Consider the following 26,801-nt stretch of genomic DNA (forward strand, 5'->3'; position numbering starts at 1 on the left):
ACCGTCAGCGCACCGGGCCGGTTTTCCAGGGCACGTTCGCACCGAGCTTCTCGGCCACCGCAACCGATGAATCAACCGCCGCATCAAGCAGCGGAATCTTGTCTGCGACATAGGAACCGCAAAACCACAGCTGGTTCCCCTGTTGATGATGGAAATCCCGCAAGCTGGCCATGGCTGCGCGGCTGTCCTGGCTCACCACCGGGCGCGTGAACTTGACCCGCGCCAGTTCCTTTTCGGGTCGAGGGTCGCGGATCGGGTTCCAGGTCTGGAACACCGTATCCTGGTCGGCAAGGCGGGCGATGGTCCGGGTCAGGTTGACCGTCACTTCCGCGCGCTGCCCGCCATGGGGAGCGACATAGCTGACCGGAGAGAGCGGGACCTGGCTATCCGGCAAAAGCTGATCATCGGTGTGAACGCTCATTTCCGAAGTCTCGAACGGGACCGCATCCAGCAACTGTTTCTGTTCATCAAAATCCGATAGCATCGCCGCCGCCTGCTGGGCTTGTGCAGCAACCACGACATGATCGAATATCTGCGTATCCCCGCTGGCGATGGTCACCGCCAGCTTGTCATCCTGTTTCGCGATCAGCGTGACCGGGCTGTTGGTGCGAACATCTGCGCCGTTGAGCAGCCGGGGCACGATATCATCCACCCCGTGGGCCGCGCTGAGAATGCCGAACTCCTGCACACCGCTGGTCAGGTAACCCAGCATGATATCAGCGGGATAATCGAGCACCGCTTGATAATCACAGGTGCAGGTCACCGACATCATCGGCAACAGGATGGTATCGACAAAGGCCCGGCCAGTCTTGCGCTCTTGAAGATAGGTTTCGAAACGGATCTGGTCGAGGTCCTTGCGGGCCCGCATATCCGCCTTGGCCCGCGCGAAAAACCGTCCGCTTTGGAGGGCAATCTTCCAGGCCCGGGGACTGAAAATACTGCTCCCTTTGAGATAGGAAAACCGCAAGCCCGCCAATGTCGCATTGCCATAATGCAGGATCATCTGGCGATCACCATCGGCAAAAGCGCCGCTGTGATCGCTGGCCAGAATCTGCACTCCGATATGGTCGTAAAGGGCCAGCAAATGCTGGTAATAACCGCGGCAAAATATCCGCAACGGAACATCGATCCGGCTGGTCGTCCCCCGGTTGGTATAGTCGATCGTGTAGACCCCCATCCCGGGACGCGCCTGGCTTTCAAAGACCGTCACCGCATATTTGTCCTTCAGCAACCAGGCGGCCGACAGACCAGCTATGCCGGTGCCAATGACAGCAAGCGTCGGTTTTTTCTGATGCATAGGGACAGGCGCTCTCGTTCGACTTCGCCCTATCTATGAACGATAGGTGGCCGCTGCGACAGCGTTTTTCTTGATAGCGGGACCAGCCCGCCGCAGCAGGCGGCCATGCCTATTTCGGTCGCTCGGCCAACAGCGCCCGTACCAACGGCTGGAGATTTTCGTCATAGCGGGCCAGCATGACATGCTCTTCCGCCGTTTCGAAATGGCTGACCAGCTGTTTGCCGTTCCACCAGTGGAGCGCAATAGCGGGTGGATCAGCGACGATCATATTGCGATCGTCGGGTTTTTCGGGATCGATCGGCGCCAGATCAAACGCCACCTGCGGCGCGGTCGATGCACAGATGGACAGGCTCCTGCCTTCAAAGGATGTGGAGATGTTGCGATGCAAATGACCGGTGATCATGCCGACAATCTGATCATGGCCGGCGATCGTTTCTGCCAAGGTCGAAACCCAGGGCTCGCGCGGATCGGTGTTCATCCAGGCTATGCCCGATTCCACCGGAGGATGATGGAAAACCAGCACCGTCGGCTTGTCCTGCTTTTCCGCCAGACGATCCGCCAGCCACTGCGCGCGGACATCACAAAAGGCGCCGCCATGGCGGCCTTCTTCTAGCGTATCGAGTATCAACAGCCGCAACGGGCCGTCATCAATTTCATATTGGACAAAGCCGCCAGTGGTCGGGACGTCGGGAAACTGTTTCTGGAACGGCGCACGCAAGTCATGATTGCCGAGGCACATGTAAACCGGAAACGGCACCTTGGACAGCGCGCTTTCAAGCCGTTGATAGCTCGCCTGATCACCGCGATCGACGAGATCGCCAGTGGCCAGCAATACGTCCGGACGCGGTTCCATCTCACAGATCGTCTTGAGCGCCTGATCAAGACGTTTGCGATTAAATTCAGCCGGATTGTCCGGGTCAAAGCCCAGATGAATATCCGTAATTTGCGCCATCAGCATCGGCGCCTCCTCTTGCTTGCACTCCGGTTGGGAGCGCGACCCAGATCACCGACTGGCAATCTTCTGCTTTCTTATCCTGACTTTCAGCTTCGTATCTTTTCCTGCGTTCGAAAGGCCCTCTTTCCAACCCCGAAAGGTCAGGTCGCTATTCTTCCGTCTTTTGTCTTTTTGTTGTTCGCGGATCAACCAGGGTTCGCCGCCATCGGCATGATATTCATGACACATGGCGCAGGATGACGGCACATCGGATTCTGCTGCAAACTCCCCGCCATGGCATTCACGGCAGGTCTTGATACCCGGCAGCAACAGGTCGGTTGCGGTTTTCGATGTCTCGGCGGTGTGACAGGATGTGCAATCCTCATCATTATGCGCCTGGTGGCTGAACCAGCCCTTGTGCATGAAACGGTCGCTCTGGGTTACCGGCTTGATGCCATAATCAACCCGGCCGCGCGCGGTTGGCGGCGTCACCCCATGGCAATCGAAACAGGCACCATCGCGCGAGAAGACTTGCTGAATCGCCAGATTGGCGCGGCTTGGCCGAAACTGGACCGCTCGTGCATAGTCACTGGCAACCCGGTTCTGGTTGGCGTCACCCGGCCGGCGGCGCTTCATCCCGCCCAGATTGATTGGACGATTGGGCCCGGTGGAGCGATAATAGGCCCGCAAATCAGCGCGGACCTGATCGGGTTTGCCATGGCGCAAGGTGCGGATTGTTCCGCCAATCTTGTCAAAGGCCAAGCTGTGGCACATTGCGCAGTCTTCTTCCATATCGACCGGTTCAAAGCGCGCACCGCTGGGATCTTCGGTATGGCAGTCACTGCAGACCAGCGATTCGCCGAAATTATATTTCGCCGCCAGGCGCCGGCCCATCTGGGCAACGCCATTGGTTTTCGACAGATGCAGATCATGCGGGAATTTCAGGCCATTATTGTCGCTCGGCTTGTCATCCAGTGAAACCCGCTGATATTTGGGCTTTTCTCCAGGCTCGATCAGCACGGCCGGACGGAATTGCGGATGCTCAATTCCAAAATCCGCTGCATTTCCCAATTCGGTATCGGTCAAGCGCCCGTCCATTCCTTCGTGACAATCCGCGCAGAATTTTTGCGCAGTCGGTTGCATAGCACCCGCGCCTTCATGCTCGGTGTGACATTCGACACACCTGCCCGGTTCCTTGCCGAAAGCCGATGCAAACGCAGCACCGACATGTTCAAAGCCTTCCGGCCCGCCCATCGCGGTGAGCAGCCGGTTTTTCTTGGCATGGGGATTGGCGTCCTCTTCGTGGCAATTCATGCAACTATTGTCGCGCACCGAAACAAATGCGTCGACATGACAGGCCTGACAATCACCTTCCAGGCCGTGATGGGCCTTGCTCAACTTGCCGCTGGTCCACATCGTGTCGGCATAAAATTGGCCATCGGGTCGTTCTTCCACGTCGCGATAGGTCGCCCAGGTGTAGATCGGCCAGATCAGAAACGCGATCAGCGCCAGACCGACAAAGCTCCAGGCGCTGATCCGTTTGCCCGGCAGCAGTCCCTTGAGCGTGTAAAGCGAGCCTTCTTCGCGATCCTCAGCCGAATCCGAGAGCGCCTCGACCCGCTTGACGGTCAGGATTACGCCTTCTTCGTCGCTGCTGACCGTAATGACATGGCCGCCAAAACCCAGTTCGGCGCCTTGCGACGGATCAATTGTCGCCGCTATTTTGTCGCGACCGTCGACCGAGAATTTCTGCCCCGAAATGCTCTCGACTGTAATTTCTCCGCCATCTTCTTTACGGATCACCGCATGGTCGGGACTAACCGCCAGGTCGGGCAGGTGGATGGCGTTTTCGGCGTTGCGCCCGACACCGATTTGCGGATCGGAAAAGGGATTGGCACGGATGATTTCGCGGCCATCGGCAGTGACAGCAATCTGGCGGACAATGAAGGTCATTTCGGTCTCTCCCGCCTACCAGTAAAAGAAAACGCTGATGATGTGCGCACTGAGCGTTGCGATCAGGGCGAACGTTGTCGGCACATGGATGAACAGCCACACCTGCAGCAACGCCTTGAGCCTTAAATGCCGCCGCACACGGGCGAGGGTTGCCTCTTTCTTCTCGAGCAGCGCGTCGACCTTGTCGAGCGGATCATCCTTCCCGGCCATGCGAGGCTGATAAGCGCGTTCGCGTCTCAGATCAGCCTGCGCACGGCGGGTCGCGCAATTCGGATATTTGCCGGAAATCCGGCGCATGAAACCACCACCGAACGGGTCTTGTTCAAGCGATTGAAGGACCAGCGCAGCGTGATCGGCGGACAGCGGCTGGGCCGCTTCGTGCAATTGCCGGTCGAGCGAACGCAGGCTTTCGAGCATCTGCGTTTCGGTCATTTCGTCGCGGTTGTTCGAAAGCGCCTGCGGGATGGTTGCGTAGAAATAAATTCCGGCAATGCCCGAAAGAATGACAATCATCATGAACACATAGGCGGCGGTATGGATGTTCCAACCAAGCTGGAAACCGGTGTGCAGCGTGCCGATGATGATCAGCGACAAGCCCAGATAAATATGCGCCGATGTCCAGCCCTTGAGCGACCATTTCCCCGGGGTCATTGCCCGTTTGCGCACACCGAGCAGCGTCAGCCAGAGGATCAGCAGCGCCCCAATCGTGCCCAGCGTATAGCCATACCAGCTCCCGCCATTATGGCGCGGGGATACATCGATGAAAAAATAGCTGACGATCGCAATCAGCATCAGCGCCGACGAAATCTTGAGCCAGCGGTAACCCGCATGTTTCAGAAAGCCGTCATGCATGGCGACTTTCTTTTTGCGCGCGCCCTCAGGAACCAGAACAGAAGCCATTATGCGTCCTCCTGCTCAAGCTTGGCGACGGTCAGAAACTCTTCCGGCGCAACGCGGATCGCGGCGCCGGTCGGGCAGGCCCGAACACAAGCGGGGCCGCCATGGATACCGGCGCACATATCGCACTTGATCGCCTTTTTCGGCTTCTCGACCGCCGGATCGCTCTTGTCCGCCACCCAGGCCTTGTCTGGCTCGCCCGGTCCCGGTCCGAATCCGAACAGCAGCCAGTTCAGGATGCCCGGCTTTTTCGGTGGCACCTTGTCCATCCGGATCACGCCATAGGGGCAATAACGCTGGCAATTGCCACAGCCGATGCAGGTGTCATCGATAAACACTTCGCCGTCGGGCCCACGATGAATCGCGTCCGGCGGGCAATCGGACATGCAATGCGGATGCTCGCAGTGGCGACAACTGGTCGGAACATGGAGATGCGCATAGGTGCGCCCGGCCTCGCGATCGAGCCGGGACAGGCCTTCATGGCTGTCGGCACAGGCTTTTTCGCAATTGTCGCAGCCGACGCAGAGATTCTCATCGATCAGCAACACGTCGGTCGCTTCGCCAATGCCGTTGTCGACAAGGAAGTTGGCGACGCCGGAATACATGTCGACAACACCGGAGAAACTGTCTTTCTTCGCCTCGACAAAGGCGTTCACATCCTGACGGGCAGCCATGTCCTTCTTGGCTTTGCGCATCAGATCGGGATGCTGGTCGAGCACTTTCTTGAACGCATCGCCGTTGATCTTGATCACTTCGGACTTGATCGCCGCCTTGACCGTGGCGGTGCGCATACCACCAGCGATCAGCGTCATTTCCCCGACATAGGAGCCAGCAGGCAGATAAGACAGGAACACCGGCTTGCCGCCAATTTCCTTTTCAACCACCATCGACCCGACGCGGATGACATAGATATCATTGCCCTCGGAGCCTTCTTCGATAATCGCCTCGCCCGCCCGCACATTCATGATTTCGCTGGTTTCGACGGCTTCGGCAATATCCTCTTTGGTCAGGCCGGAACCGAACATCTGCAGCAATTGGCGTTCGGTTGAGATGCGGGTGATTGCGCGCTTGGCGGCCGGAACAGACGCTTGCAGTTTCAGAGCGGCGGTCCGGGAAATCTCGATTGCAATCAGATCCTCGGCCGCCTTGATCGTCGCGCCGCGACGGCGACCGGAAATCAGGCCGACTTCGCCAAAAATCGACCCCTCCTCGATCGGCACAGTGACCGACGGGTCGTCCGGATTAATCTCGACCAGCACCGACCCTTCGGCAATTGCGAAAAGCGACGATCCGGGTTCGTTCCGTTCAAAAACCACTTCGCCATTGCGATAGAGACGCGGTTCGCTGTCGAGCATGAATTCGCGCATCTGCAGGGGAGAAAGGTCGTTGAGAATGGTTACCCGTTCACGGAAAAACTCCAGCCAGTCATCGACCGACTTGCCGCCTGGCAGACCTGCAAATTTCTTTTCCAATATCGGTTCATCAGCCGGCTTGAGATCGGTATTGCCGTTGATAAACTCGATCACGTCATAGCCCTGGTTCATGCAGTGCTTGATCAGCGGATAGCCCGCCAGCGCGCCGATGACGTAAATGCCTTTCTTGGTACTTTCAAAGGCCGGCGACAATTTCGGATAGGCTTCACGGTCTTCGCTGGTAAACTCGATCCCGCATTCCTCAACAAATTTGCGCGGCGGCGCGGAACCCATGCGGGCAATGATACGGTCGCATTTAATCGTTTCCTGACCATCGCGCGTTTCGAGCACCAGCTCGCCGTCCTTGACCTCCGCGGGTGTGGTCTCGTTGCGAATCATCACCTTGCCCTGCTCGCCCGCTTCCATCAGCAGCTTCACATTGGCTTTTTTCGCGCGGGCAAATTCCGCCGACCGGTTGAGGATGGTGACGATGTTGTTCTGAGCGGCATCCGCTGCCAGACCCAGCGCGTTCTCGATGCCGGCGTCGCCGGACCCGATCACCGTGATATGTTCGTCATAATATTCGCCGGGATCATCCAGCTGATACTGGACCAGCTTGTTGTCGCCGCCGGGGCAGCGCATCAGATTGGGATTGCCCTGGGTGCCGATTGCCATGACGATCGTTTCCGCCAACACGGTGTCACCATTTTTCAGCGTGATCGTGAAATTGCCTTCCTCGCCTTCAATCTTCACGGGTTCCGCATTGTGCCGGACGTTTACCCCGCAAGCGGCAGTCTGCTCATCCCACGTCCCGAGAATCGCCTCACGCTTGCCAGCGTCAAAATCCATGTCCGAGCGCAGCACCAGCTGGCTGGGCGTCGCCATGACATGCTTGCCTTTTTGATATTTGAAAATCGTGTCGGAAAGGTGATCCGTTTTTTCAAGCAGAACATGCTTGAGCTTCAATTGCGCCGCCCGCCCTGCGGCACTCATGCCTGCAGGACCCGAACCGACGATAACCACTCGAAACTTGTCCGACACGCGCTTTATTACCCCCTCTAGCCGATCAGGTTCAGCGCTCCCTCATGCGCCTTCACGAACCTTTTCAGCAATTTCTTTCGGCTTTTGCGCGACCCAAAAAAATTCACTCCACCATCATCTTACCAAAAAGCTTTTGATATACCAGTGGAAAATATCACAGCGTCGCTAGCGAATGAATGGAATCACAAAGCGTAATAAAGGGCTTGTCAAACCGGTCCGGTTTACGACAATGCAAGGCGACATCCGGGTCGCACCAGATGAGGAACACAAAGTGATGAGCGAGCCTGAACAAGCGGCGAGATCGAACAAGAAGGGCAATAGCACTATCGGGCGGATTGCCCTCGCCTTTGCGGCGGTGCTGGCGCTCGGCGCGATTGGCGTGCAGGTCTATCGCAGTGTCACCGGCGATGGCGATGATCCAGCCGCGATTGCGGCAACCGACAGCTCGTCTGAACAACCACCCAGTGTTGATGCCGTGATCGCGGGCCTCGAGAAGAAATTGCAGGACGATCCCGAAGACGCGGAAAGCTGGCGAATGCTGGGCTGGAGCTATTTCGAGACCCAGAAATATGCCGAATCAGCCACGGCGATGAAACGCGCAACCACGCTCGATCCCAAAAATCCCGAATATTGGTCGATGCTTGGCGAAGCCCTGGTGATGGCCAGTGATGGCCAGCAAGTGCCAAGCGATGCCGCCGACGCGTTCAGGAAAGCCCTTGCGCTGGACCGAAGCGATCCCCGGGCACGCTATTTCCTCGCGGTGCAGAAGGACATTTCCGGCGATCATCGCGGCGCGATTGAGGACTGGTTTGCGTTGCTCGACGACACCCCCGCCGACGCGCCTTACGCCGCCGATATTCGTCGGGTCATCGGCCAGGTGGCAGAGAATGAAGGGATTGACGTCCAGGCCCGACTGGCCAAAGCAACCCCGGCAGCCCCGACAGGCGGCATTTCCACCGACGGCCCGCAAGTCGCAACCGCTGCGATTCCCGGCCCCAGCCAGGCCCAGATGAAGGAAGCTGCCGCGCTGCCGCCGGGGCAGCAGGAAGCGATGATCCAGAATATGGTCGACGGTCTCGACAAGCGGCTGCAATCCAACCCCGATGACGCCAATGGCTGGATCATGCTGATGCGCAGCCGGATGCAATTGGGTCAGACGGTTCAGGCGAGACAGGCCCGGGATCGCGGCCTGGACGCGTTCAAAAATAATGGCGCCGAAGCCAAGCGCATTCGCGAAGCCGCCATGGCGCTGGGCGTTGGGGGATAATATCATATCAAAACCAGGCCGAACGGGTCTCCCTCCCCTCCGGCCCGGTCCGACCGCGCGTTCGCGCGCGCTGTAATCCTAGTTCATCCTTACAGCTTGATTCCCAGTCCCACGCCGACAACCACCGGATCGAGGTCGATCTTGACCTGTTGCGTGCCCGCCGCCGTCGTCCGCAAGGTCGCGGTGGTGTTGATATCGATATATTTCACATCGAAATTCAGCGAAATTCTCTCGTTGATCGGAATATCGACGCCCGCCTGCAAGGCCCAGCCAAAGCTGTCGCTGAGGTTCACGCTGGTGTCGCCAACCGCCGTTTCCAGTTCATCGGTAGCATTTTCGCTATAGAAAATTGTATAGTTGATGCCGGCCCCGATATAGGGCCGCACCGCCGCATCCGGCGCGAAATGATATTGCGCCGTCAGGGTCGGCGGCAGCACCCAGGTACTCGCCAGGCGACCGATGGATCCGGTCGTGCCGCTGGTACCGCTGGCGCTGTGCTTCGTCGTCGCGGCAATCAGTTCGAAGCCGATATGGTCGGTCGCCATATAAGTGATGTCAAACTCCGGCGCCGGGCTGTTGTCGACACTGACGCGCTCACCGGGGAAGCCCGGCAGGACCGAACCGCTGGTTTCGCTCGGCATCACGTTGATCGCGCGGGCGCGCAGCAATATGTCCCCTTGTTCGGCATGCGCCGGCGCTGCGGTCAAGCCGATCACCGGAGCAATTAATAAAACCATATACTTCAATTGCTTACGCATAATCTTATCCTTCTCTCTCGTTTCCAAGCGAGATCTAGAAGCATGGCGGGCTGGGTGCATTGATCCAGCGCAACCCAAGTTTTGACTTGGGTCAATCATAGCTGCGCAAATCGGCCGGGATGGCGCGCACGACCGTGTGACCCGTGTGAACTTCGGAGCGTTCCCGGGCAAAAAAGACGACCCCGATAAGAGCCGTCTGTGCGTTTATCAACTCTTGCGTTAGGCTCTGTTCAGCGGAACAAAGGCTCGCCAAAGCTCCGCAATTTCCGCGAATGCAAGGTGCCGGCATCGGCCTCTTTCGCAAGCAGATCAATCGTCCGGAGACCGATTGCCAGATGCTGGCCAACGCGCTCCTGATAAAAGGCATCCGCCATGCCCGGCAGTTTGATCTCGCCATGCAAGGGCTTGTCCGACGCGCACAGCAAGGTTCCGTAGGGCACGCGATAGCGATAGCCATTGGCGGCAACCGTCGCGGACTCCATGTCGATCGCGATCGCCCGCGACTGGTTCAGCCGCTTGGCAATCTGCTCGAACCGCAATTCCCAGTTCCGGTCACCGGTGGTGACCACCGTCCCGGTGCGCAGATGCTGTTTCAGTTCCGACTGGTCGATACCGGTTTCTTCCTGCACCGCCTTGGTCAGCGCCAGCTGCACTTCGGCAATGGTCGGCAACGGAATGCTGGGTGGCAGAACGTCATCAAGGACATTGTCATCGCGCAAATAGGCGTGCGCCAGGACATAGTCCCCCAGTCGCTGGGTCCGGCGCAGGGCTCCACAGTGACCGATCATCAACCAGACATGCGGACGCAGCACCGCGAGATGGTCGGTGATGGTTTTGGCATTGGAAGGGCCAACGCCCATATTCACTAGCGTCACGCCGGGGCTGCCGTCCTTGCGGACCAGATGATAGGCCGGCATTTGCGGCGGCTTGGCAATCGGCGGTGAAGACGGCTTGCCGTCCGGACCGGTAATCCGATTGCCTGGTTCGACGAGCATTTCCGCCTTGCCTGCTTTCACTTCTTCCAGACCGAATTCGATAAACTCGTCGACATAGCGCTGATAGTTGGTGAACAGGATGAAGGGCTGGAAATATTCCGGATCCGTCGCGCAATAATGGCGGATCCGGTGAAGCGAATAGTCCACCCGCTCGGCGGTGAACAGCGACAGCGCACTTTCGTCATGATCGCTGAAAATCTGACCGCCATCGACAATCTCGTCATTGGTGTTGATCAGATTGGGGGTGTGGAAATGATTGGGCAGCGCATCCTTGCGGTCACGATCCAGTCCGCCACCGGCATTTTCAATCGCGAAGGCCAACGGGATCGGAGTGTCTGACAAGCCGACGTGAATTTTGGCGGTAAAAATCCGGTTGATCCGCTGGAGCTGGTCGAGAAGATAGTCGCGATAAAGCGCGGGCTGGCTGATCGTGGTCTTGTAGCAGCTAATGTCCGATATCCGGCCGGACGCCAGATTGCTCGTCTCGGTTGCCTGATCGGCGGGAATTTCCACGGAAATCTGGGGATAGACGCCCTGTTCACGATCATCATCCGCGAGATCGCCCTTGGCGTAGCGGCCGAAACGTTCGGTAATCAGGTCAATTTGTTGCTGGTACAGTTTTTCAAGAATTGCGACGGCCTCAGCAGGGCTGTCGCAAAGCGTCATTGGTTCTGTTGTCATGTAGTCTCCGTTTACAGTTACGAGCCTGTAGCGGAATTTCCTGCAAAAGGGAAAAACTATGTGCGGGACAGGGTCAAAAACCGGTCGGCCGCGTTAAATTCGGCCTGTTTGATTCCGCGCGTGGTGGCGGCCAGTTCATCACGCCCCCATTGTTGTTCCTGCCAGAGTTCTTCGAGATTGATCAACGGCCACAGCTGGTCGGCGGTATATTCCTGCTCGACAAGGGCCAGGACAACGACCAGCGACCCGGCCAGTCCGACCATCGACAGCATCGCGGCCAGCGCAAAATCATCCTGCGCGGCGACCACTTCGGTCAAGCGATCAATCGTCTCCTGTGGCTGCGGTTGATGCATGATCCCGTTGATCAGATGAAAGCTGACGTCGAAGCGGGACTGCGCCCAAGCGAGCAGCGGATCCCATTGCTCGGCCTGATATTGTATCAGCGCCTCCTGTTCCGCGTCGCCGCGATAATAGAGCATGTCACTGTCAGCAAAAGAGGCCACGCGCCCAACAATCCGCTCCCGTTCAGTGGCCACCTGGTCCAGCGCGCCTTGCGCCAGAGCGGTTAGGGGCATGGTCGCCGGGACGATCTCCTCATCCTGCGCCAGCCATTCGGCAGCAATCGCTTCGGCAAGCGATTCGGTGGGCAGCAACAAACTGTTGCGTTCCGGCGTTTTGACCGGACGTCCATCCAGTTCAATCGCGTGACCGCCGGGACCGGGCACGGCAGCGGCGTGCTTATAGAATTTTTTCATCCGCAGCCCGTTCTTCCGTCCCTAGCTGTTCATCCGCGACCTGACGCTTCACAAACGCCCGCACCATCATGATCGGGGCAACCCAGGTCTGGATCAGACCAATCACACACAGGACATAGCCCACGGCAGCCGGAATGCCCCCCAGTCGGCCCATGCTGATGGCGATCCCGAGCATCAGGATCGCTATGCCCAGGAGCCGGATAATGCTGACCATGAAATGGAGCGCCTTGGCCTGTTTCTCCTTCTCCGGATCGGCCACATAAATGGGATCGTCAGAGGGCGCGTCGGCATTGCGGGTCGGTTTTTTCATCGGGTCAAAGTCTCGTACAAGCTGTCCATGGTCGCGACAACAATCTCTGCCCCGGCATCCGTCAGTTCTGCGGCATCATGATAGCCCCAGTTCACACCGATCGCCCTGACACCGGCATTGCGCCCCATTTCCATGTCAAAACTGGTGTCGCCAATCATCGCTGTCGTACTGGCAATCGCGCCGGCTTCCGCCATAGCTAGCTCGATCATCGCCGGGTGCGGTTTGGACGGGTGACGATCAGCGGTCTGCAAGGTTACGAAGCGTTTGAGCAGGCCATGGGTTTCCAGACAATGGTGCAGACCGCGGTCCGACTTGCCGGTTGCCACACCGAGCACCCAACCATCCTGGTCCAGCCGGTCAATCAGGTCGAGCAAGCCGTCATAAAGCGGTTCCCGCACGCCGCCTTCTTCCCGCAGAGCAAAAAAACCGTCGCGATAAGACTGGGCAACAACCGCCGCCAACTCATCATCCGCGTCGGGCAGCAGCTGCCGCACGCCTTCCTGCAGGCTCAGCCCGACAATCCGCCGGGTTTGATGATGGTCCGGCGGGGTGAGGCCATGCTCGCGAAACGCCAGATCCATCGATGCGCAGATATTGGCCTGACTATCGACCATCGTGCCATCGCAATCAAACAGCGCCAGCCGGTTTTTCGATCCGGCGATCATCCGCCAAAACTCCGCATCATATGTGCAATCGCTCGCCGTCCCTGCGCATCAAGCGCTTCGGCTGCGCTGTGGCGCGCGGCTTCCGGCTTGTTTTGACTCATCTTGACCGTGGGCCGCCACGCCTTGATTTCCATTTCAAAACCGACAATCGCATCGACCATCCGCTCGAATTTACTGCTGTCCATCTTGTCGCGGTGCCAGGGTTCCTTGGGGGCCAGCTGGGCTTCATGATGGGCTGCGACATCATCAAGCAAGGCAACCAGCCCTTCTCGTTCCATCTTGCGGACCGGACCTTCAAGCTCGAGCGTCAGATAGTTCCAGGTCGGCACCTGATCGTCGATCCCGTACCAGTCCGGGCTGACATAGGCATCGGGCCCGTTAATCACGCAAAGCGCCGTCTCGCCGGGCAGGTGCTTGGTCAGCGCATTGCCGCGCGACAGATGGAACTGAATCGCTCCATCACCGGTGGAGAGCACCGGAAGATGAGCCACGCGAGGACCGTCCGGCGTGGATCCAAAGATCATCCCGAACCCAATTTCGGCAATCAGTCCTTCGAGCGCAGCCCGCTCGTCGCTGTCGGCATGATCATTCGAATTTTTCGGCCAACGGAAGGCTGGATCAGGATGCATGGTTATTTCCGTCTTTGTTTCACTTTGTGCGGCAGCGCCTTTTTATGCGACGCCTTGCCCGCTGACGGGCGAGGCCGCTTGGATGGCTTGCCGGCCTTGACCGGCTTGCCTTCATTCTCGCCGCGGCCGCGACGTTCGCCGCGCTTGTCCTTGCGGATCTGTTTGGCATGGGCCCGGCCCTGCTGCTTGCGAACCGCCTTGCCACCCGGTTTTTTCTCGTCGAGCGGCAAATCGCCCAGACTCAGGTCGAGGCCGAGATTTTCAATCGTGTCGGCAAAATGGTCAGGCAAATCGGCTTTGACGTCGAGCTTGTGGCCGTCGGGATGTTCGATCCGTAAGCGGCGCGCGTGCAGATGCATCTTGCGGCTGATCGCGCCGGTCAGAAAAGCCTCTTTGCCACCATATTTACCGTCGCCGAGAATCGGATGGCCGATGGCCGCCATGTGAACGCGCAACTGGTGGGTGCGTCCGGTAAAGGGCTGCAGTTCGACCCAGCAGGCGCGGTTGCCCGCGCGTTCGATGATCCGGTAGCGCGATTTGGCGAGCTGGCCATTTTCTTCATCGACATGCATTTTTTCGCCGCCCGATCCCGGCTGTTTGGACAAGGGCAGATCGATCATGCCATCGGCAATTTCCGGAACCCCCATGACAATCGCCCAATAGACCTTGCGCGCGGTCCGCCCGGAAAAGCGTTTCGAAAAATAGGAGGCGGATCCTGGTGATCGGGCGAGCAGGATCGCGCCGCTTGTATCCTTGTCCAGCCGGTGGACAAGCTTCGGCCGGGATTTGGCATCATAGGTCAGCGCGTCGAGCAATCCGTCGAGATGGGTCGTGGTTTTGCTACCGCCTTGGGTTGCGAGACCCGGCGGCTTGTTGACCACGATCGCCGCCTTGTCCTTGTGAATCACCAGCTCTTGCGCAAAATCAATCTGATCCTGCGACAATTCGGTCCGCGGCTTGGCCACCCTGCCCGGCCGTTCAATCTCGGCCGGGGGCACCCGTATGACCTGACCGGCCTGAATGCGATCGCCCGGCGAAACCCGCTTGCCATCCAGCCGCAATTGTCCGGTGCGCGACCAGCGCGATACGACATTGAACGGGACATCCTCCATATGACGCTTGAACCAGCGGTCCAGACGGATATCGTCATCGTCTGCCGAGACCGTGAATTGCCGGACATCGAGAACCTTCAGCGCCTGCTTCTGGTCCTTGAGCTTGCCCTGGCCTTCCGGTTGTTCGGCGTCTGAACCGCTCTCGGCGGTGGGATCAAATTTGGTCATGCCAAGGCCCTCACCGCGAGCAGTCCGGCAAACAGCGCGAGCACCGAACCGACAACCGACACGATGGCATAGCCCACAGCGACACCCCAATTTCCGCGTTCTACCATATTCAAAACTTCCAGACTAAACGCCGAAAAGGTTGTAAACCCGCCCAGCAAACCGACCCCCAGCAACAACCGCCAGGGTTCATCGACAACCGCGCTTCGCGCCAGAACGCCAGCCAGAATACCCATCAGCAAACCGCCGAGAATATTCGCGATCAACGTCCCGTAAGGCAAACCGGTTCCGCCGAGGTGAAACACGACGCGACCCAGATTATAGCGCGCCGCTGCACCAAGGGCTCCACCGGCCATAACGAGAAGGGTTGCGTTCATGGCGCCAGCCTTAGTCGGACGGCGCCGAATTTCCAAGCAGATCATGCGCCAGCCACAAACGGATCGCTGTTGCCAGTCCGGGTGGATCGTCCGCCTCGAGACGCTGCACGTCAATCTGGGCCACCAGGGCGTTGACCGGCAGGTCCGATCGGGAGGCGGCTTTTTGGAGCAAATCCCAAAATAGCGGTTCCAGCGTTATCGATGTCTGGTGGCCGGCGATCGTGATGCTGCGCTTGACCGGAGGATGATAGATATCGGCGGCGGTCAGAGCCATCCCGACATTTCCCGGCGCATCAGTTTTTCGAGCATCGCCATGCCCACATCGCTGTCATTGAGGCACGGTATATAGGCAAATTTCTCGCCGCCCGCCTCTTCAAACTGTTCTTTTCCACGGATTGCCAGTTCTTCGCAGGTCTCCAGACAATCGCTCGAGAAGCCCGGCGCGAAGATTGCGACTTTCTTCTTCCCATCCCGAGCCAGTTGCTCGAGCATCATGTCAGTCGGCGGCTCCAGCCATTTGGCCGGTCCAAAGCGCGACTGAAAGGCAATCGTCAATTCCCGGCCCATCGCTTCGGACAGCAGCCGTGCGGTTTTCTGACAATGGCAATGATAGGGGTCGCCGAGTTCCAGCGTCCGCTTCGGCATGCCATGGAAACTGGCGATGACCGCATCCGGCTCAAAGTCGAGAGCCGCCAGTCCCGCCTCTACACTTGTCTTCAGGGCGGCAATATAATCCGCATCATCATGATAGGGAGGCAGCTGTCGAATGGATGGCTGCCAGCGCATATCGGCAAGGGCAGCAAATACCGCGTCATGCGCGCTGGCCGTCGTGGCACCGCAATATTGCGGATAAAGTGGCGCGATCAGGATCCGCTCGCACCCGGCATCTTTCAAAGCCTGTAGCCGACTGGCGACGCTGGGATTGCCATAGCGCATGGCCCAATCGACCCGGACCGTTTCCCCCAGTCTGGCCTGCATGGCCGCAGCCTGCTTCGCGGTGTAGGCGGCCAAGGGCGAGCCTTCGTCGGTCCACACCAGGCTATAGGCTTCGGCGGATTTCTTGGGACGCGTATTGAGAATGACGCCGCGCAATATCGGTTGCCACAATATGTCTGGTATCTCGACAACCCGCTTGTCTGACAGAAACTCCTTCAGATAGCGTTTGACGGCCAGCTTATCAGGAGCGTCCGGTGTCCCAAGATTGATCAGCAGCAGCCCGATCTTGCCCCGCGCCACGGCGGGGTGTTCGGCGGGCCAGTGATCCGCTTTTTGCATCGTTATTCAACCTCGGAAAACAGGGGCAAGCGACGAAAACGGACGCCGGTCGCGGAAAAAGGGCATTGGCAATGGCCGGTGCCACTGCCGGTACACCGATTTCCTCCACACCGACAGGGTCTTCTTCGCTGCGCACGAATTCTACCTGAATCGGCGGAATCTCATCCAGCCGCGGCAAGGACAGATCGCGCAACCGCTTCGCGGTCGTCAAACCCTTCTCAAACCGTGTCGAAGCGCCCAGTGCCATGGCGAGACCGAAAACGATCCCGCCCTCGATCTGCTGCCGGGCGATATCGGGGTGAATGATCCGGCCGATATCCACGGTCGCCGAAATCCGGCGGACCTTCAGACCAGTATCGCCGCGATTGGCACTCGCAATCACCGCGATATGGCCGCCGCGCATCGAATGACAGGCGAGACCCTGTCCGCTGCCGTCGAGACCACCGTCCCAACCCGCCATCGCCGCTACGCCGGTTAGACAACGCGCCAGGCGCGGCCGGCCGGTCATCATCTGCATGCGATAGGTCAGCGGTTCTATTTTTGCCGCAGCGGCCAGTTCATCGATGAAGGATTCAACGAAAAACGCATTATAGCTATGGGCGTTGCTCCGCCAGTTGCCGGTTGGAATGCCGACATAGGCCGGATGGTGATCAAGCGTAAAATTGGCAAGGGCATAATGCACATCGGCGCCCTCGACCGCCTTGCCATCCGCTTCTCCGATCGCCGCACGCATTGCCGATATTTCATCGACACCGCGAATCACCCGCTTGCTTTGTTCGCGTGCGGCAGCGGGCGCGGCGACTTTGATCTGCAACGCCTGAATACGGCCCGCTTTGTCGGTCGCTGCATCAAGGCGGGCCATGGCCGGCGGCCGATAATGGTCGTGCATGGTTTCTTCGGCGCGCGACCAGGTCAGCTGCACCGGCCGCGCGACCTGTTTGGCGATGATGGCGACCTGACCGGCAATCTTGCTGTCCAGGTTGCGCCCGAAAGACCCTCCGCCCAGCATCGGATACAGCGTGACCTTTGACGCGCTGATTCCCAATGCCTCGGCGGCAGCCGCAACGGCCGCCGCCGGCGCCTGGGTCGCAATCCACAGCGCCAGCCGACCATCCTTGAAATCCGCCGTCGCTGTGCGGGTCTCGATCGGCGCATGCACCGCAGCATCCGCCTGATAGCGCGCCCGGATCGTGCGATGCTCGGCAAATGCCGCCGCCGTTTCGCCGCGACTGGCAAAGCGGGTTCCGGACCCTTCATCAAGCGCCTTCTCCAAGGCGGCATCCATTTTCTCGCTATCCGGGAGCAGACCGGTGGTTTCGAAAACCGGACTCATCGCATCAAGCGCCTTGTTGGCTGCCCACCAGTTGGTCGCGACACTGCCGATCCAGTTGTCATGTTCGACTATTTCGATGAAGCCGACAATCTTGGTCGGGCTTTCCTTGTTGAATGATTTCAGGGTGGTTTTGCCAATCGGTCCCTGACGTACCGAGGCATAGACCATATCCGGCAACCGGATGTCGCCGGCATAGTTGGCAGATCCATCGAGCTTGGCGGGTAGGTCCAGGCGCGGCAAATCCTGGCCGACCAGATTGTTGACCGGACTGGATCGCAGCGGCACCGGGTCAGGAACATCAAACGCCACCGCCTCGGTCACCAGCTCGCCAAACCGCAGCTGTTTGTCCTCGTGAGAGACGATTCCGTTTTCAACCGTGCAGGTTTCCCAGCCAATATCCCATTTTTTCGCCGCCGCTTTGCTCAACAACACGCGCGCCACCGCGCCCGCTTCGCGAAAGCTGTCACCATAAGCAGGAATAGCCGAGGAATCAGCGGTGACGATAAAGTCATTGCGCATGGCGATATTCTCGGCGGCCCAGGCTGCCGCCTGGTCCTCGGTCAACGCATCCGCTCCGGCTGGCAACAAGGTTTCCGCCCATTGTCTGGCCAGCAGGCCATTGGCATAGAGCGGATTGATCGGCGCGGGTTCGACCGCCACGGTCCGCCAGTCAGCACCCAGCTCATCCGCCAATATCTGCGGCAGCACGGTATAAACCCCCTGCCCCATCTCGCTTTGCGGCACGACCACCGTCACCCTGCCATCGCGCGCGATCTTGAGATAAGCGCCGAGAATTTCTTCATTGTCGTCCACAATGATATTGGGTTCATATTGGCGCGGCCAGACCGCCCAGGCGACGATCAGGCCGCCCCCGATACCGCCCCCGATCAACAGGTTGCGCCGCGTCAATGTCGGCGCAGAGGGCTTTTCTGATGCGCTTGAGTCGGCGGGTTCAGGCGGGGACTCGTGAGGCTGCTCAGTTGTCATGGGCACTCTTCAGCAGGCCCAGTCGCGGAATGTCGATCTTCGGACAGCGGTCCATGACAACATCCAGCCCAGCTTCTACGGCTCTTTTGGCGGCCGCTTCGTTGATGACGCCCAATTGCATCCAGACCGATTTCGCACCGACCCGAATGGCTTCGTCGACAACACCGCCAGCGGCCTCGGCGTTGCGAAATATGTCAACCATATCAATCGGGTCTGCAATCGCGTCCAGTGCGGCCACGACCCGCTGTCCATGAATCTCCTGACCCGCGAGGCCGGGATTGACCGGAATGACCTCATAGCCCTGGTCGATAAGAAACCGGAGGATCCGGTTGCTGTCGCGTTCCGACTTGGCGGAGGCGCCGACCAGCGCGATGCGCTGCGTATCTGTCAGCAGCCGGGTCAATTCCTGATCGGATTCCAAAAGCATGTCTGGCGGTGTCGGGTCCCTGTTTGAAGCTACTGATTATCCAACCATGTTGCGAGCCGTTTGGCAATATCGTGAAAGGCGCGTCCCTGGGGACTATTCTCCGCCGCTGGTGGTGTACCACCATCACTCGACTTGCGGATCTCGATATCGAGCGGCACGCGGCCAAGAAAGGGAATGCCCATGGTTTTGGCCGCTGCTTCCGCACCACCAGCGCCAAAGGGATCGCTGCCTTCACCACAATGCGGACAGATATAGCCCGCCATATTTTCGATCATGCCGATAATCGGAATCTTCGCCTGTTCGAACAGATCAACCGCTCGCGTCGCGTCCATCAACGCCAGATCCTGCGGGGTTGAAACGATCACCGCGCCGACTGGTTTGTGATTCTGCATCATCGACAGCTGCACGTCACCGGTCCCCGGCGGCATGTCGACAATCAATTCTTCGGTATCCCCCCAATGCGCGTCGATCAGCTGCTCCAGCGCCTTGCCCGCCATCGGTCCGCGCCAGGCAATCGCCTGTCCGGGTTTGGCGAGATGCCCCATGGACAGCACCGGAATTTCATAAGGATTGGCAACCGGAATAAGTTGCTTGCCTTCAGCTTCGGGCCGCCGGCCTTCGCAATTCAGCAAGCGCGGTTGGGAAGGACCATAGATATCGGCGTCAACCATCCCGACTTTCCGGTCCAGCGCCTTCAGCGCGATCGCCAGATTGGTCGACAAGGTGGATTTGCCGACCCCACCCTTGCCGCTTCCGACAGCAATTAGTCGCCGTTCGATCTTTTCAGCGGTCATGACAATGTCGACCTTCTCGACCCCGTCCAGTTCCAACAGGCGTCCTTTGACGGCGATTTCGATTTGTCCACGATCACGGACGTCGAGCCCGCTTACGTTCAACACCAGGGAAACCCGGCCATCTTCTATACGAACGGCGCTAAAACGGCCCTTTGCGGTCTCTTCGAGCGCCGCTTCAATGTTAGGAATATCGGTCATGGCATCGGCATAGTTACACTTTTCTTGGATTGACACTGTTTTTCTGACCCGGCGCTACCTATAAAGAAATAATGGATAAAAAAATTAATGGGCAAGCGACCCCAAAATCGTTCTGGGGCAGCATTTTTAACATGAGTAGTCCTTGGGGAAATGGCGGCGGAGGCGACGACAATGGCGGCGGCCCCCGTAACCCGTGGGGCAATCCTTCTGGCGGTTCATCCGGCGGTGGTGGACGGCGTGGCGGATCGGCTTCGCTGGAAGAGCTGTTCAAAAAAGGCACTGGCGGTGGCTTCAAGGGCGGCATTCCCAAACGTCCAGGCGGCCGTCCATGGTGGCCCATCCTGCTGATCGGCTTCATTATTCTGTGGGCTGCGCTCACATCGATTCACCGGGTTAGCCCGCAGGAACGCGGCGTTGTGACGTTTTTCGGATCCTATTCCCGCACGATGCAACCGGGACTGCATTTCTCGCTGCCTGCTCCCCTCGAACAGGTTATCAAGCTGGACGTCGAAGAAATCCGGACCATCGACATCCCGTCGGGCGAAGCGGAAAAGCTGATCCTCACCGGAGATCAGAATATCGTTGACCTCGCCTACTCCGTGCGTTGGAATATCAAGGCACCGGAATTGTTCCTGTTCCAGATTGCCGAGCAGGAAGAAACGATCAAGGAAGTGGCCGAATCGGCAATGCGTGCCGCTGTCGCCAATTTCACCCTCGACGATACGATCGGTTCCGAACGGACCGAGATCGAGCAGCAGGTTGAACAGAATATGCAGGCCCTGCTTGATGGCTACGGCGCCGGCGTGGTCATTCGTGGTATCGCGATCAAGAAAGCGGATCCTCCCGCTGCCGTGAATGACGCCTTTAAAGAAGTGTCGGCGGCGCAGCAGACCGCGCAGACCTATCTCAACGAAGCGCGCGCCTATGCGCAACAGCTCACTGCACAAGCGCAAGGGGAGTCGGCCGCTTTTGACAAGGTTTATGAGGAATACCGGCTGGCACCTCGGGTGACACGCCAACGGATGTATTATGAGACCATGGAACGGGTGCTGTCCCAGGTCGACAAAACCATCGTAGAAGCGGATGGCGTAACACCTTATCTGCCACTGCCGGAAATCAAGAAACGGGCTCAGGCAACCGCGCCCCAAGCCGTGGAGGCGAAATAATGGGTAACATCATGAAAAACCCCGTCGCGCTTGCCGTCATCATTGTCGGACTGGTGCTGGTGCTGGTCAACACGCTCGTGATTGTGCCGGAAACCCGCCAAGGCGTTGTTGTCCGCTTTGGTGAGCCCGTGCGGATCATCAATCGCTATCAGGCCGGTGCGCCCTTTGGACAGACCGGTGCCGGCCTGCTCCCCAAGGTTCCGTTTATCGAGCAGGTCGAATGGATCGACAAACGGATTCTCGATGTCGAAATGGAGCAGCAGCAGGTGCTCTCGACCGACCAGCTGCGTCTGCAGGTTGATGCTTTTGCACGCTTTCGGATCACCGATCCGCTCCGCATGTTTATCGCGGCCGGCAGCGAAGCCCGCGTGGCTGACGAACTGCGCCCGATTCTCGGATCGGCTTTGCGGAACGAGCTCGGCAAACGCCCGTTCGCTGCGTTGCTCAGCCCGGAACGCGGTCAGGTGATGGACAATATCCGCACCGGATTGAACCGGGTCGCCCGGCAATATGGAGCCGAAATTGTCGATGTCCGGATCAAGCGCGCGGATTTGCCTGATGGCACGCCACTGGAAAGCGCCTATCAGCGCATGCGCACGGCACGCGAACAGGAAGCCCGCACGATCAAGGCGCAAGGCGCGAAGCAAGCGCAGATTATTCGCGCTGAAGCGGATGCCAGTGCCGCGCGCACCTATGCCGAAAGTTTTGGCAAGGATGCGGAATTCTATGATTTCTACCGGGCCATGAAAAGCTACGAAACCACCTTCCGCAGAGGCCAGGAAGGCGATCCGAGCTCGTCCTTCGTATTGTCACCCGACAATGAATATCTGCGGCAGTTTCGCGGTCGATAGGATCACGACCAGCTCCAATGTCTAGCCCGCGCGCCATTGTCGATGCCTATTATTCGGCCTTGGCCGCGCTGGACGTCGAAGGCTTTGAAGCGCTGCATCATCCCGATGTGGTCTATCTTGTGTCGGGCAACACGATTATCTCCGGCCGCTATGACGGCTTTGCGGCGCTCAAAACGATCTTGCCACTGATCTTTGATGCGCTGGATTTTGAGAATTTCCAGTTTGCAACCAAATGGTCAATCATGACCGAAGGGCCCGACGGGATCACCGCGATCATGGAGGCGCAGGGCCTCGCGAAAAACGGACAGCGTTATGACCAGCGCTATGCCCATATTTTCACCTTCCGGGATGGCAAAATCGCCTCGGTTCACGAATTTTTCGATACGCAGCTCGCCAATGACGCGCTCGAATTTCACGGAAAACCAGCCTGTCCTACCGACGGGCCCTTTTCTTTTTAGGCGGCCAACCCCAAAATATCACCAGAATCCCGATCCGGGAACGGGATCGACTACAATTGTCGTTTTTTCTGCAAAAAACTGTTTATTTTCGACGAATCTGGGATTCCTAGCTTGCGAAAGGGCTCCAGGGCACCCAAATATGGGAGATCAGATGAAAATCAGTCATGTTAAAGCTGATCTTAAGCTTTGGCTGTGGTAACATTCAAATTCGGTTCATAAATTCTGCGGCAGTGATTTTGTGAACCCGGTCAGAACGACTTATGACCGATGACGACTAATTTGAGAGGAATATTATTGTGCGTTACGCTTATGGCATCTCAGCAGCTTTACTTTTGGCGGGCAGCGTCGCGACGCTAGCCGGCGTGGGTTCGGCTGGCGCTCAAGTGGCTGCCAACGACAGCAGAGTCATGAAAGCCGCGGCCCCGCGCGCCGGCGCGCCGATGAGCTTTGCGGATTTGACAGAACAACTGCAGCCCGCTGTGGTCAACATTTCCACGACCCAAAAGGTACGGGTAAACAACAATCCTTTTGCAGGCACACCGTTTGACGGCTTGTTTGGTAATCGGCGCGGCGGAAATGGCGGCGGTCAAACCCGTCAGGCCCAGTCGCTCGGTTCCGGCTTCATCATTTCGGCCGACGGCTATGTCGTAACCAATAACCACGTCGTTGCCCCCGGCAATCGCAATGCCACGATCGAGTCGATCACGGTGATCATGCCGGATCGCACCGAATATGATGCCAAGCTGGTCGGCCGCGATGCCGCCTCCGATATCGCAGTGCTCAAGATCACCGCAAAAGACCCGCTTCCGTTCGTCCAGTTCGGCGATAGCGAAGCGGCGCGTGTTGGCGATTGGGTGATTGCAATCGGCAACCCCTTTGGTCTTGGCGGCACGGTCACCACCGGCATCGTGTCGGCGATTCACCGCAATACCGGCCAGGGCGGCGCCTATGACCGCTTCCTCCAGACCGACGCCTCGATCAACCGCGGCAATAGCGGCGGACCGATGTTTGATCTGAACGGCAATGTCATCGGCATCAACAACGCCATTATCTCGCCAACCGGCGGCAATGTCGGTATCGGCTTTGCGATCCCGGCCGAAGTGGCGGTTCCGATCGTCAATACGCTGAAACGCGGCGAAGAAATTGAACGGGGTTATCTCGGCGTCCAGATCAGCCCGCTGACCGAAGATCTCGCTGATTCGCTTGGCCTGAAGAAGAATAGCGGTGAATTCATCCAAAGCGTCGTGCCCGGTGAAGCCGCATCAAAGGCGGGCATCCAGGCGGGCGATGTCATCGTCAAGGTGAACGGCAAAGACGTGACACCGGACCAGACCCTGTCCTATCTCGTGGCCAATCTGCCGGTCGGAACCAGTGTTCCACTGGAGCTGCTGCGTGACGGCAAGCGGGTCAAAGTGAATGCCAAACTTGGCAAACGCCCGTCCGATGAGGAACTGGCGACCAACAGCTTCGATCCGGACGCACAGGAAGATGCCATGGGGTCCGAAGAAGACGGTGTCAGCGCTGAAGCAACCGCCGAAGCGCTGGGTCTCTCAGTGGTCGATTTGACCGCCGCCATTGCCCGTCAGATCGGCGTGCCATCAACCCAGAAAGGCGTGGTCGTATCGTCAGTCAATCCGAATAGCGATGCAGCCCAGAAAGGCATTCGCCGCGGTTTCCTGATCACCAGCGTCAATCGGCAAGCGGTCAATAAGGCTGCGGATCTCGACAAGGCGATCAGCAATGCCAAACGCGCGGACCGCGAGGCGGTGCTGCTGCAGGTCAAGCGCGGTGGACGCGATCCTCGTTTCGTCGCGGTCCGTCTTAACGAAGGCTGATCTTTCGATCCCAGCAATCAGGATAAAGGCCAGCATGACGCTGGCCTTTTTCTTTTGCCAACTCTAGTTTGTGCGCAGCGGACTAAGGGGATTCGGCAATGAGTAATGTAACTGAGATTTTTCTGGGTTTGGGCGGCGGCGAGAAACAGGCGCTGAACCTGTCGCGGGCCAACCGTCACGGCTTGATCGCTGGGGCCACCGGAACCGGCAAGACCGTCACGCTCCAGGGACTGGCCGAGAGTTTTTCAGCCAATGGCGTCCCGGTCTTTGTCGCGGATGTCAAAGGCGATCTTGCCGGCATTTCAATGGCGGGCTCCCCCCAGTTCAAACATGCTGACAAGCTCGAGGAACGGGCCAAGGAACTGAGCATGGATGATTATGCCTATTCCGACAATCCCGCAGTCTTCTGGGATCTCTATGGCAAACAAGGCCATCCGATCCGCACCACGATCACCGAGATGGGGCCGCTTTTGCTCGCGCGCCTGATGGACCTGAACGACACCCAGGAAGGCGTGCTCAACATTGTGTTTCGCTTTGCCGATGAACAAGGCCTCTTGCTGCTCAATCTCGAGGATCTCCAGTCGATGCTCGCCTACACGGCGGAAAATGCCAAGGACCTGTCGGCCAAATATGGCAATGTCAGCAAGGCAAGCGTCGGCGCTATCCAGCGGCAGCTGTTGCAGCTCGATAGTCAGGGCGCGGGCCAGTTTTTTGGCGAACCGGCTCTGGAGATCGATGATTTTATCGCCTGTGATGAGCAGGGGCGCGGCTATATCAACGTGCTGGCTGCCGATCAGCTCATGCGCAGCCCAAAGCTCTACGCGACCTTCCTGCTGTGGTTGTTGTCCGAACTTTTTGAAACGCTGCCCGAGGTTGGGGATCCCGACAAACCCAAACTGGTTTTCTTCTTTGACGAAGCCCATTTGCTCTTCGAAGATGCACCCAAGGCACTCGAAGACAAGATCGAACAAGTGGTCCGCCTGATCCGCTCGAAAGGCGTCGGTGTCTATTTCGTAACCCAAAACCCGATCGATATCCCGGAAGATGTGGCCGGCCAGCTGGGCAATCGGGTGCAGCATGCGCTGCGCGCCTTCACGCCCCGCGATAAAAAGGCGATCAAGGCGGCGGCCGATACATTCCGGATCAACCCGGATCTCGATGTCGAAGAGGCAATTACCGAATTGCGGGTGGGCGAGGCTTTGGTTTCGACGCTGCTCGAGGACGGTGCCCCTTCGGTTGTGCAACGCACCCTGATCAAGCCGCCGCGCTCTCGCCTCGGTCCAGTGACCGCCAAGGAACGCGCGATCATGCAGTCCATTTCGCCTTATGAAGGCAAATATGACGAAGAGATCGATCGCAACAGCGCCGAGGAAATCCTCGCCCAAAAGGTCATCGACGCCACAGAAACGGCCAAGGAAGTCGAGGAAAAAGGGGAGGAAGAGGTTCGTAAGCGGCCGCGCAAAAGCAAAAGCATGTGGGAAAAAGCCCTCAGCCGCGGCGCGAAGGTTGCAATGGGGTCCGCAGCCGGGATGGCCGCTTCGACAATGCTCGGCAAGAAATCACGAGCCAATCCGGTGCGCTCCGGCGTCACCTCTGCGGTGGGATCAATCGCGACCGAACTCGCCGGACCCGTCGCCGGGCGTTTTGTCCGAAACCTGATTGGCGGCTTGATGCGCTAGGCCGGTGGGCTGGGTCGTCGGACCAGAAATCTAGTCCTTCGAACCCAGGAAATTGGCGACAATATCCTTGGCGATGCGCATCGGTCGCAAGGTATCCGCGTCAATGCAGCACCAGCTTGACTGAACCTCGGCCAGCACATCCTCGCCGCGGCGGATCACCGTGCTGTAAAAAGCGCGGGCGCCGTGCACTTTCTCGAGCAGGACTTCGGCGAACACATCGTCATCCAGAAACGCCGGTTTGCGATAGGTTATTTCATGTTTCAAGGCGACCCACAAATGCGTTGCCACGGCTTCTGAAGGCGCAATATTCTGCCAGTGGGAAACCACCGCATCCTGCACCCATTTCAGATAATTGGCATTGTTCACATGCCCCATGAAATCAATATCGTCCGGCTGGATAGCGATCGCATGATGGTGGGGGCTGTTTGTCATGATGCTAACAATAATGTTAGCGAACGGCAATTGATAGATCTAAAGCCAAAAAAGCGACATACTGTTGCAGGGACTCGCCAAACGCCGCCGTGATTTTGTGATATAGCCATGGCAAATC

25 protein-coding genes are annotated in these 26,801 nt (G+C 58.4%); 6 read left to right on the forward strand and 19 right to left on the reverse strand.

What is annotated here, in order from left to right; all coding sequences use genetic code 11:
• Positions 1–4 precede the first annotated feature (4 nt).
• The 5 genes from ACZ1GS_RS14175 to ACZ1GS_RS14195 all read right to left on the reverse strand — a co-directional run bounded on the left by ACZ1GS_RS14175 (position 5) and on the right by ACZ1GS_RS14195 (position 7,486).
• Positions 5–1,297 (reverse strand): FAD-dependent oxidoreductase, encoded by a 1,293-nt coding sequence (locus tag ACZ1GS_RS14175; RefSeq protein ID WP_472695817.1) that lies wholly within the window; start codon positions 1,295–1,297, stop codon positions 5–7.
• 109 nt (positions 1,298–1,406) lie between these two features.
• Entirely contained in the window at positions 1,407–2,255 is an 849-nt protein-coding gene (locus ACZ1GS_RS14180) for a phosphodiesterase (protein ID WP_472695818.1), read from the reverse strand.
• 45 nt (positions 2,256–2,300) lie between these two features.
• On the reverse strand, positions 2,301–4,184 hold the full coding sequence (locus ACZ1GS_RS14185; RefSeq protein WP_472695819.1) for a cytochrome c3 family protein: 1,884 nt from the start codon (positions 4,182–4,184) through the stop codon (positions 2,301–2,303).
• Between the two features lie 15 nt (positions 4,185–4,199).
• Positions 4,200–5,084 carry a hypothetical protein gene (locus ACZ1GS_RS14190; protein WP_472695820.1) on the reverse strand — a complete coding sequence of 295 codons (885 nt, stop codon included), beginning with the start codon at positions 5,082–5,084 and terminating at the stop codon, positions 4,200–4,202.
• Positions 5,084–7,486 carry a cyclic nucleotide-binding domain-containing protein gene (locus tag ACZ1GS_RS14195; protein ID WP_472698151.1) on the reverse strand — a complete coding sequence of 801 codons (2,403 nt, stop codon included), beginning with the start codon at positions 7,484–7,486 and terminating at the stop codon, positions 5,084–5,086. The genes ACZ1GS_RS14190 and ACZ1GS_RS14195 overlap by 1 nt, the downstream gene beginning before the upstream one ends.
• Before the next feature lie 322 nt (positions 7,487–7,808).
• Between ACZ1GS_RS14195 and ACZ1GS_RS14200 the strand changes: the two genes are divergently transcribed.
• On the forward strand, positions 7,809–8,801 hold the full coding sequence (locus ACZ1GS_RS14200; protein ID WP_472695821.1) for a tetratricopeptide repeat protein: 993 nt from the start codon (positions 7,809–7,811) through the stop codon (positions 8,799–8,801).
• 89 nt (positions 8,802–8,890) lie between these two features.
• Here the strand turns inward: ACZ1GS_RS14200 and ACZ1GS_RS14205 are convergent, their stop codons facing one another.
• The 13 genes from ACZ1GS_RS14205 to ACZ1GS_RS14265 all read right to left on the reverse strand — a co-directional run bounded on the left by ACZ1GS_RS14205 (position 8,891) and on the right by ACZ1GS_RS14265 (position 20,262).
• The gene (locus tag ACZ1GS_RS14205) at positions 8,891–9,559 is read right to left on the reverse strand and encodes an OmpW/AlkL family protein (protein WP_472695822.1); all 669 of its coding nucleotides are present in this window, start codon (positions 9,557–9,559) and stop codon (positions 8,891–8,893) included.
• A gap of 230 nt (positions 9,560–9,789) precedes the next feature.
• Positions 9,790–11,235 carry an AMP nucleosidase gene (locus ACZ1GS_RS14210; RefSeq protein WP_472695823.1) on the reverse strand — a complete coding sequence of 482 codons (1,446 nt, stop codon included), beginning with the start codon at positions 11,233–11,235 and terminating at the stop codon, positions 9,790–9,792.
• 56 nt (positions 11,236–11,291) lie between these two features.
• Positions 11,292–11,990, reverse strand: coding sequence for an ATP12 family chaperone protein (locus tag ACZ1GS_RS14215; protein WP_472695824.1), 699 nt, complete (start codon positions 11,988–11,990; stop codon positions 11,292–11,294).
• On the reverse strand, positions 11,974–12,300 hold the full coding sequence (locus ACZ1GS_RS14220) for a hypothetical protein (RefSeq protein ID WP_472695825.1): 327 nt from the start codon (positions 12,298–12,300) through the stop codon (positions 11,974–11,976). Before ACZ1GS_RS14220 ends, ACZ1GS_RS14215 begins: the two co-directional genes overlap by 17 nt.
• Complete coding sequence (locus ACZ1GS_RS14225) at positions 12,297–12,965, reverse strand: HAD-IA family hydrolase (protein ID WP_472695826.1); 669 nt, start codon at positions 12,963–12,965, stop codon at positions 12,297–12,299. The genes ACZ1GS_RS14220 and ACZ1GS_RS14225 overlap by 4 nt, the downstream gene beginning before the upstream one ends.
• The gene (locus ACZ1GS_RS14230; RefSeq protein ID WP_472695827.1) at positions 12,962–13,594 is read right to left on the reverse strand and encodes an FMN-binding negative transcriptional regulator; all 633 of its coding nucleotides are present in this window, start codon (positions 13,592–13,594) and stop codon (positions 12,962–12,964) included. The genes ACZ1GS_RS14225 and ACZ1GS_RS14230 overlap by 4 nt, the downstream gene beginning before the upstream one ends.
• 2 nt (positions 13,595–13,596) lie before the next feature.
• The gene (locus tag ACZ1GS_RS14235) at positions 13,597–14,874 is read right to left on the reverse strand and encodes an RluA family pseudouridine synthase (protein ID WP_472695828.1); all 1,278 of its coding nucleotides are present in this window, start codon (positions 14,872–14,874) and stop codon (positions 13,597–13,599) included.
• A complete protein-coding gene (crcB, locus tag ACZ1GS_RS14240; RefSeq protein WP_472695829.1) occupies positions 14,871–15,248 on the reverse strand; it encodes a fluoride efflux transporter CrcB in 378 nt (125 codons plus the stop codon). The genes ACZ1GS_RS14235 and crcB overlap by 4 nt, the downstream gene beginning before the upstream one ends.
• 10 nt (positions 15,249–15,258) lie before the next feature.
• Complete coding sequence (locus tag ACZ1GS_RS14245; RefSeq protein WP_472695830.1) at positions 15,259–15,522, reverse strand: ribbon-helix-helix domain-containing protein; 264 nt, start codon at positions 15,520–15,522, stop codon at positions 15,259–15,261.
• Complete coding sequence (gene hemH / locus ACZ1GS_RS14250) at positions 15,513–16,523, reverse strand: ferrochelatase (RefSeq protein WP_472695831.1); 1,011 nt, start codon at positions 16,521–16,523, stop codon at positions 15,513–15,515. The genes ACZ1GS_RS14245 and hemH overlap by 10 nt, the downstream gene beginning before the upstream one ends.
• On the reverse strand, positions 16,426–18,843 hold the full coding sequence (locus ACZ1GS_RS14255) for a xanthine dehydrogenase family protein molybdopterin-binding subunit (RefSeq protein ID WP_472695832.1): 2,418 nt from the start codon (positions 18,841–18,843) through the stop codon (positions 16,426–16,428). The genes hemH and ACZ1GS_RS14255 overlap by 98 nt, the downstream gene beginning before the upstream one ends.
• On the reverse strand, positions 18,833–19,270 hold the full coding sequence (locus tag ACZ1GS_RS14260) for a CoA-binding protein (protein ID WP_472695834.1): 438 nt from the start codon (positions 19,268–19,270) through the stop codon (positions 18,833–18,835). The genes ACZ1GS_RS14255 and ACZ1GS_RS14260 overlap by 11 nt, the downstream gene beginning before the upstream one ends.
• A gap of 29 nt (positions 19,271–19,299) precedes the next feature.
• Positions 19,300–20,262, reverse strand: coding sequence for an Mrp/NBP35 family ATP-binding protein (locus ACZ1GS_RS14265; RefSeq protein WP_472695835.1), 963 nt, complete (start codon positions 20,260–20,262; stop codon positions 19,300–19,302).
• Between the two features lie 131 nt (positions 20,263–20,393).
• Between ACZ1GS_RS14265 and hflK the strand changes: the two genes are divergently transcribed.
• The 5 genes from hflK (at position 20,394) to ACZ1GS_RS14290 (ending at position 26,251) form a co-directional block, all read left to right on the forward strand.
• Entirely contained in the window at positions 20,394–21,428 is a 1,035-nt protein-coding gene (gene hflK, locus ACZ1GS_RS14270) for an FtsH protease activity modulator HflK (RefSeq protein ID WP_472695836.1), read from the forward strand.
• An 11-nt stretch (positions 21,429–21,439) separates the two neighbouring features.
• Positions 21,440–22,279, forward strand: a complete 840-nt coding sequence (hflC, locus tag ACZ1GS_RS14275) for a protease modulator HflC (protein ID WP_472695837.1) — start codon at positions 21,440–21,442, stop codon at positions 22,277–22,279.
• A gap of 17 nt (positions 22,280–22,296) precedes the next feature.
• Positions 22,297–22,737, forward strand: coding sequence for a nuclear transport factor 2 family protein (locus ACZ1GS_RS14280; RefSeq protein ID WP_472695838.1), 441 nt, complete (start codon positions 22,297–22,299; stop codon positions 22,735–22,737).
• Positions 22,738–23,033: 296 nt separating this feature from the next.
• Positions 23,034–24,572 carry a Do family serine endopeptidase gene (locus ACZ1GS_RS14285; RefSeq protein ID WP_472695839.1) on the forward strand — a complete coding sequence of 513 codons (1,539 nt, stop codon included), beginning with the start codon at positions 23,034–23,036 and terminating at the stop codon, positions 24,570–24,572.
• A gap of 98 nt (positions 24,573–24,670) precedes the next feature.
• Positions 24,671–26,251 (forward strand): helicase HerA-like domain-containing protein, encoded by a 1,581-nt coding sequence (locus ACZ1GS_RS14290; RefSeq protein ID WP_472695840.1) that lies wholly within the window; start codon positions 24,671–24,673, stop codon positions 26,249–26,251.
• Between the two features lie 30 nt (positions 26,252–26,281).
• Here ACZ1GS_RS14290 and ACZ1GS_RS14295 read toward each other — a convergent pair whose 3' ends face one another.
• Entirely contained in the window at positions 26,282–26,683 is a 402-nt protein-coding gene (locus ACZ1GS_RS14295) for an acyl-CoA thioesterase (protein WP_472695841.1), read from the reverse strand.
• Positions 26,684–26,801 lie beyond the last annotated feature (118 nt).

Source organism: Parasphingorhabdus sp. W113, assembly GCF_055693205.1.

What these genes read in the sequence shown, in the direction of transcription:
- ACZ1GS_RS14185 (WP_472695819.1), bottom strand. Translation starts at nt 4,184, where the DNA reads ATGACCTTCATTGTCCGCCAGATTGCTGTCACTGCCGATGGCCGCGAA.
- hemH (WP_472695831.1), bottom strand. Translation starts at nt 16,523, where the DNA reads ATGCAAAAAGCGGATCACTGGCCCGCCGAACACCCCGCCGTGGCGCGG.
- ACZ1GS_RS14200 (WP_472695821.1), top strand. Translation starts at nt 7,809, where the DNA reads ATGAGCGAGCCTGAACAAGCGGCGAGATCGAACAAGAAGGGCAATAGC.
- crcB (WP_472695829.1), bottom strand. Translation starts at nt 15,248, where the DNA reads ATGAACGCAACCCTTCTCGTTATGGCCGGTGGAGCCCTTGGTGCAGCG.
- ACZ1GS_RS14265 (WP_472695835.1), bottom strand. Translation starts at nt 20,262, where the DNA reads ATGACCGATATTCCTAACATTGAAGCGGCGCTCGAAGAGACCGCAAAG.
- hflK (WP_472695836.1), top strand. Translation starts at nt 20,394, where the DNA reads ATGAGTAGTCCTTGGGGAAATGGCGGCGGAGGCGACGACAATGGCGGC.
- ACZ1GS_RS14215 (WP_472695824.1), bottom strand. Translation starts at nt 11,990, where the DNA reads ATGAAAAAATTCTATAAGCACGCCGCTGCCGTGCCCGGTCCCGGCGGT.
- ACZ1GS_RS14260 (WP_472695834.1), bottom strand. Translation starts at nt 19,270, where the DNA reads ATGCTTTTGGAATCCGATCAGGAATTGACCCGGCTGCTGACAGATACG.
- ACZ1GS_RS14220 (WP_472695825.1), bottom strand. Translation starts at nt 12,300, where the DNA reads ATGAAAAAACCGACCCGCAATGCCGACGCGCCCTCTGACGATCCCATT.
- ACZ1GS_RS14230 (WP_472695827.1), bottom strand. Translation starts at nt 13,594, where the DNA reads ATGCATCCTGATCCAGCCTTCCGTTGGCCGAAAAATTCGAATGATCAT.
- ACZ1GS_RS14280 (WP_472695838.1), top strand. Translation starts at nt 22,297, where the DNA reads ATGTCTAGCCCGCGCGCCATTGTCGATGCCTATTATTCGGCCTTGGCC.
- ACZ1GS_RS14175 (WP_472695817.1), bottom strand. Translation starts at nt 1,297, where the DNA reads ATGCATCAGAAAAAACCGACGCTTGCTGTCATTGGCACCGGCATAGCT.
- ACZ1GS_RS14255 (WP_472695832.1), bottom strand. Translation starts at nt 18,843, where the DNA reads ATGACAACTGAGCAGCCTCACGAGTCCCCGCCTGAACCCGCCGACTCA.
- ACZ1GS_RS14205 (WP_472695822.1), bottom strand. Translation starts at nt 9,559, where the DNA reads ATGCGTAAGCAATTGAAGTATATGGTTTTATTAATTGCTCCGGTGATC.
- ACZ1GS_RS14195 (WP_472698151.1), bottom strand. Translation starts at nt 7,486, where the DNA reads ATGAGTGCCGCAGGGCGGGCGGCGCAATTGAAGCTCAAGCATGTTCTG.
- ACZ1GS_RS14225 (WP_472695826.1), bottom strand. Translation starts at nt 12,965, where the DNA reads ATGATCGCCGGATCGAAAAACCGGCTGGCGCTGTTTGATTGCGATGGC.
- ACZ1GS_RS14210 (WP_472695823.1), bottom strand. Translation starts at nt 11,235, where the DNA reads ATGACAACAGAACCAATGACGCTTTGCGACAGCCCTGCTGAGGCCGTC.
- ACZ1GS_RS14190 (WP_472695820.1), bottom strand. Translation starts at nt 5,084, where the DNA reads ATGGCTTCTGTTCTGGTTCCTGAGGGCGCGCGCAAAAAGAAAGTCGCC.
- ACZ1GS_RS14245 (WP_472695830.1), bottom strand. Translation starts at nt 15,522, where the DNA reads ATGGCTCTGACCGCCGCCGATATCTATCATCCTCCGGTCAAGCGCAGC.
- ACZ1GS_RS14180 (WP_472695818.1), bottom strand. Translation starts at nt 2,255, where the DNA reads ATGCTGATGGCGCAAATTACGGATATTCATCTGGGCTTTGACCCGGAC.
- ACZ1GS_RS14295 (WP_472695841.1), bottom strand. Translation starts at nt 26,683, where the DNA reads ATGACAAACAGCCCCCACCATCATGCGATCGCTATCCAGCCGGACGAT.
- hflC (WP_472695837.1), top strand. Translation starts at nt 21,440, where the DNA reads ATGAAAAACCCCGTCGCGCTTGCCGTCATCATTGTCGGACTGGTGCTG.
- ACZ1GS_RS14235 (WP_472695828.1), bottom strand. Translation starts at nt 14,874, where the DNA reads ATGACCAAATTTGATCCCACCGCCGAGAGCGGTTCAGACGCCGAACAA.
- ACZ1GS_RS14290 (WP_472695840.1), top strand. Translation starts at nt 24,671, where the DNA reads ATGAGTAATGTAACTGAGATTTTTCTGGGTTTGGGCGGCGGCGAGAAA.